Genomic DNA, 4754 nt, shown 5'->3' on the forward strand with positions numbered 1-4754 from the left:
CCGATTTCTCACCATTAACTGTAATTTATCAACCCTTTCATTATGGGGATTGTGGTAGATTTTCGCTAAGTACCCATTAAAGTTAGTGTGCCATACTTTCGCTTCGCCACTGTTGGCCAATTCTTGCGTCAGGGTAATCAGGCGATTCTGTAGTTGACAGCGATAAGTTAAAGACATCAAAAAATCTCCGAGTATTTATGCTGTTCAGTCCCATCGTAGGTTGGGTTGAACGATAGTGAAACCCAACATTTTTTAATAATTGAGTTGGGTTTCGTTCCTCAACCCAACCTACAGATTACTTTTGATAGATTTTTTGCTCACGATTGTTTGGGGTAGATGTAATCAAATCAGGTTCATTGTTTTTTACTGCTGCTGCTGTTCCATCACTTCCCGCAAGATGTAGTTAATTTGTGTCTCATATCCTTTCCCTTGAGCTTTTAACCATTCTAATATATCTTGATCTAGTTGGATGGTTAATTGCTGCTTTGATGTCGAAAAAGATACTGTTTCTTGGGTAAAGAATTCATCACCTAATGGCGGAATATCAGAATAATCGATATTCTCATCCGTCATCGCATCAATTCTCTTCAAGTCGCTTTTGATAGATTTTTTGCTCACGATTGTTTGCCTTTCTCATTGAGATTATACGAGTTTTATTAGAGCGAGGGGTATGGACGATTAAGACAACTCGACCTTTCAATTTGCCAAGCGTAATATATCTTATCTCACCATAAACGAAACGGCTATCCTCGAAGGTAACACATTTACCACCAAAAACTAGCGGTGCATCCTCAAAACTCAGTCCGTGCTTCTCTAAGTTAGCGTCGCTCTTGTCTTGATCCCATTCGTACTTCATTGTTTGAGGTAGATTCGTTAATATTAGGTTCCAAGGTAGCGCCTTGACACAAGGGATCAAAAATGATCCAGAAACCGGGTTTGTCAAACAAATCCGGTTTCTTAAACCCTTTCCTAAACAAACCCGGTTTCTAAACAAAAAGCTAGGAGTAAGGTTTTATCATCGGTTGTTAACTTATTTAAATCCTCCCGCTCTAAAAATTCTTTGAGATCTTCCTGCAATGGCGTTTCTGTCTGTTGTAAATATTCTTCCAATGGCTGAAAAAAAGGCGGAAAAGGCTGCCAATTTTTATAATCGATCGATACCTTTTCCACTCCATCTGTCGCCACACAAATAAAGGCAACTGGCTCGGTTAAAATTTTTATTTGCATCTCCTCCAAAGCATTACTAGAAGTAACAAAAGTGGTTTCATTGATGTATTCTCCCTTGTCAGGCTGAAACAATAATTGATAATTTCCCCCCAGAGGTTTGAACACAATAAAACCATCTCCTATCTGCATCGCCGCTAATCGTTTTGAAGTAACCAAAACAACCAGTAAAGTTGTCGCCAGATCATTAATGTCTAACTGTTCTTTTTCGGCTTCTTCTTGGAGAATTTGCTGAACATAAGCCAACAGTTGCCGGAATATTTCCTTTAATTCCGCTTCAGTTCCAGTGGCAGCTAATGCTGTTTTTTTGAGCTTTTCCTCTAAAAATTGCAGCGCTGCTTTAACTGTTATTTTCGCACCGAAATCCGAATGTTTTGCACTACCGGCCCCATCGGCCACGGCTCCAATCAAAACATCCTGACCCAATAATTTATAAGCACCGTAATCTTGACAGGGTAATCCCGTTTGGACGTGAAAACTACCGACCACCGACTGACATAATGTTCTCCACATAATTAACTGTCCTCTAGGTGGTAATTTGTCCCCAATTCACTGGTGGTAAATCGATCGCTTCTCCAATTTTACCACCAGAAACTCGTTTCATTGAGTTACTTAACCACTGAAATAAATCCCGAAAATCTAAACCATTGAGTAACACGGGGGGATTATTAGAAATCTGTTTGAGCGTCTCCATATCAGCACCCTGAACACCTACAGAAAAAAATAAAACCCGATTTTCTGCTTCTCCTTGTTTTACCCGTTGCGCCGCCAGATTCCATTGATCCGTAGGCGCACCATCAGTAATTAAAAATATCCAGGGACGATAATATTGGATACCATAACTTTTATAAATCGCCTTACGATCTTCGATTAAATCTAAAGCCAATTCAATCGCTTCTCCCATGGGGGTTAAGTCTCCTGCGGTTAAAGTCGGTGGCGTAAATTGGTCAATCCCGACAAAATCTTGCACGGTTTTAACCCCTCCATTACCAAAGGTGACAATGGCGGTTTCTACACTCAACGTCGCTTGGGTATCCCGCATCACATCCTCCTGAAAGGTTTTGATACCATCATTGAGAGCCTTAATCGGTTCTCCTGCCATTGAACCAGAGGTATCCAGTAGTAATACCACAGGACAGCGATTTTCCTGATTTTCGACAAATTCAGCCACACCAATCGGCATTTTTTTCAAGCCTCCTAATTTTTTGAACTGGGGGAACTATGGGAGTTGTAGGAATTGGGATTATCCACTTTTTGTCCTATTATATTATCTCTGCCAGTCCCATCAGAAAAGACATCTTTCCCTTAAGCTGAACGCAGGATTTGAGGCTCTTCTCGACTTTGTGTGATAATTTGCGCTTATAGAATAGTGAAATGCTTATTGAGCAAGACTTGTAGGACTATTTTGCAGAAGAAACTCTCAGTATAGACCTCGTTCCCACACGGAAACGAGAAGAACCGGATTTGATTTTTGACTATTAGTCGCAGGGTTTGTTGCAATTCCTCGCGACTGTGAATTTCCTCCAGACGGTGAACGGGAACACCTTGATCGAAGAGAATTAAAGTAGGCAGACTACGCAGACGAAAACTATTAGCTAATTTAAAATTATTATCGGCATTGACACCGACTAATTCAATCGCACCTTGACAGTCATTTTGCCAAGACAAGAGGGTGGGTTGGATTAAACGACATAAACCACACCAGGGAGCCCAAAAATACACGAGGACGGGACGAGAAGACTCTAAAACTAGCTTAGGGAAGCTCTCTTCGTTGACAGATAGCATCATGTCTAAACCGATTTTATGAAAACTTAATTTTGATATAGAAACCATCTTACACCAATCGGGATCAATAGGAAAGGGGTTGGGAGCAAAATCACCAATAAATTTTACCTGTTGCTTGTATTAGCCAAGGATGACCCCACCAGAGGAGTAAAATAAACCCTGTTACTCCTAGATAGGCAGGACGAAGGAATTCTTGCCACTTTAGGCTTTGCCGACCATCGATAATCGCTAAAAAGGGGACCACCGAGGTGCGTTCTTTGATCTTTAAAAATGCCTCTCCGTAACGGTCTTCTAATCGGCGATCGCCATGCCAGACAGCAAAAAGATGATGAGCAATTAAACCGAGAGAAGTTAATAGGGTAAAGCTTGTCCCTAACCAGAGGGTATGGGCAATACACCAGATCACCTGTCCTACCATCTGGGGATGACGGGTGACGCGCAGGATGCCGGTTTCGTAGAGATGAACCTGGGGTTTTTGGATAGCGGCGATCTCCAGCAGGTTAAAGGTGGCAGGATAGAGAAAGAAAAAAGAAATGGCCGAAAGTATCCAAACTAGGGTTTTTACTCCGGTTACTCCCTGTACTTGCCAGAGAAGCAAACCATCATAACGATGATTGAAGAAATAAACTACTAAAATCACGGCTAGAGGGATACTCACAAGGGCAAATAATACCCGATACAGTCGCGCACCGATGATAGCTTCTCCTCGCGTTCGTAAACTGGCTAATCCGCTATGGGCAACAGCAAAACCCAGTAGTAAACCTAACATGATCCAATGACTAGCAAATGCCACTTTTACCCTCTTGATTGACTAAAACCTTTCATAGTAACCGTTGGCGTGGTTGGGTTTTCTGCCTCAACCCAACCCACCTATTATATTACCCCCAACTCTGCCTGCTTCATCATTGACACTCCCGTCGCACTCATGCGAGGGATTCTTGGTTCATCGAGTTTCCTTAATCTGACAGGACGTATCCAACATTCGCCAGAGGGAATCTCTCCCCCCCCCGACATCGGGGGGGTGGGGGGCAAGGGGGGGGTTTCGGTGTGTCCCACCGTACTTAGTCCTCTTTTCAGAATATTGATAGCGGCGTTAATATCTCTATCTTCTACATAGCCACAATCGGGACAAATATGGGTTCTTGTAGATAGAGATTTAGGGACTTTTTGACCACAATTAGAGCAATTTTGATTGGTGTTATGGGGTGATACTGCCACTGTCGCCTTACCCTTGCGATAGTATTGCGGTATCTCTACTGTTTCCCCAAATGTTAGCGTAGAAAACTTTGAAACCTACATCCAATCCCACACATTTCTTTGTTGGTTCTAGGGGTTTGGCATATTCCCGAATATCAACGCTAAGGCAGAATTGGACATAATAACCATCCGCTCGTTTAACAATTCGGCGTTGCTGATTTAGGGTATGATTAGGGATGAAGGCGATCACCCAAAAATAACCCTTATCAAGCTCAGAAATTAGGCAATGTCCTGAATCTCAATCCAATCATATCAATAAAAATGGTCATAAAAAAGGAAAACAGAACTATATTTGTGTGAACGGCGGAAGACAATTTATAGAGGGTTATGAACCCCAGAGAGGTTATTTTTGAAGAAATGAAACGGGAAGGTCTGAAAATGTAGGTTAATGGTCTGGGTTTTCGAGCCATTGAAAGGGTTAAAAACGTCCATCATCCGACAATTATGAATTGGGTTAAACAAGTCGGCAAACTCTTACCGGATTATTA

General features: G+C 42.0%; 5 protein-coding genes and 4 pseudogenes. 1 reads left to right on the plus strand and 8 read right to left on the minus strand.

The genetic code is table 11. The features are described 5' to 3' along the window. The 8 genes and pseudogenes from H6F92_RS26250 to H6F92_RS20275 form a co-directional block, all read right to left on the minus strand. Positions 1–177, minus strand: a pseudogene (locus H6F92_RS26250) (SUMF1/EgtB/PvdO family nonheme iron enzyme); the annotation flags it as partial. A gap of 186 nt (positions 178–363) precedes the next feature. Then, complete coding sequence (locus H6F92_RS20245; RefSeq protein ID WP_081417880.1) at positions 364–573, minus strand: BrnA antitoxin family protein; 210 nt, start codon at positions 571–573, stop codon at positions 364–366. Between the two features lie 4 nt (positions 574–577). After that, entirely contained in the window at positions 578–856 is a 279-nt protein-coding gene (locus tag H6F92_RS20250; RefSeq protein WP_002772034.1) for a BrnT family toxin, read from the minus strand. A 113-nt stretch (positions 857–969) separates the two neighbouring features. Then, the gene (locus H6F92_RS20255; RefSeq protein ID WP_190359243.1) at positions 970–1737 is read right to left on the minus strand and encodes a PP2C family serine/threonine-protein phosphatase; all 768 of its coding nucleotides are present in this window, start codon (positions 1735–1737) and stop codon (positions 970–972) included. 13 nt (positions 1738–1750) lie between these two features. Then, complete coding sequence (locus H6F92_RS20260; RefSeq protein ID WP_190359244.1) at positions 1751–2407, minus strand: vWA domain-containing protein; 657 nt, start codon at positions 2405–2407, stop codon at positions 1751–1753. Positions 2408–2685: 278 nt separating this feature from the next. Next, positions 2686–3012: pseudogene (locus H6F92_RS20265) on the minus strand (thioredoxin family protein); the annotation flags it as partial. 88 nt (positions 3013–3100) lie between these two features. Continuing rightward, on the minus strand, positions 3101–3802 hold the full coding sequence (locus H6F92_RS20270) for an NnrU family protein (RefSeq protein WP_190359245.1): 702 nt from the start codon (positions 3800–3802) through the stop codon (positions 3101–3103). 150 nt (positions 3803–3952) lie between these two features. After that, positions 3953–4414: pseudogene (locus tag H6F92_RS20275) on the minus strand (zinc ribbon domain-containing protein); the annotation flags it as partial. Between the two features lie 70 nt (positions 4415–4484). Here H6F92_RS20275 and H6F92_RS20280 point away from each other — a divergent pair. Further along, positions 4485–4754 (plus strand): annotated as a pseudogene (locus H6F92_RS20280) (IS1/IS1595 family N-terminal zinc-binding domain-containing protein); the annotation flags it as partial.

The organism is Microcystis wesenbergii FACHB-1317, assembly GCF_014696875.1.
In the GTDB taxonomy this organism is placed as follows: domain Bacteria; phylum Cyanobacteriota; class Cyanobacteriia; order Cyanobacteriales; family Microcystaceae; genus Microcystis; species Microcystis wesenbergii_A.

Excerpts from the sequence above, each read along its gene's own strand:
- H6F92_RS20255 (WP_190359243.1), bottom strand. The coding sequence starts at position 1,737 with ATGTGGAGAACATTATGTCAGTCGGTGGTCGGTAGTTTTCACGTCCAA.
- H6F92_RS20245 (WP_081417880.1), bottom strand. The coding sequence starts at position 573 with ATGACGGATGAGAATATCGATTATTCTGATATTCCGCCATTAGGTGAT.
- H6F92_RS20260 (WP_190359244.1), bottom strand. The coding sequence starts at position 2,407 with ATGCCGATTGGTGTGGCTGAATTTGTCGAAAATCAGGAAAATCGCTGT.
- H6F92_RS20250 (WP_002772034.1), bottom strand. The coding sequence starts at position 856 with ATGAAGTACGAATGGGATCAAGACAAGAGCGACGCTAACTTAGAGAAG.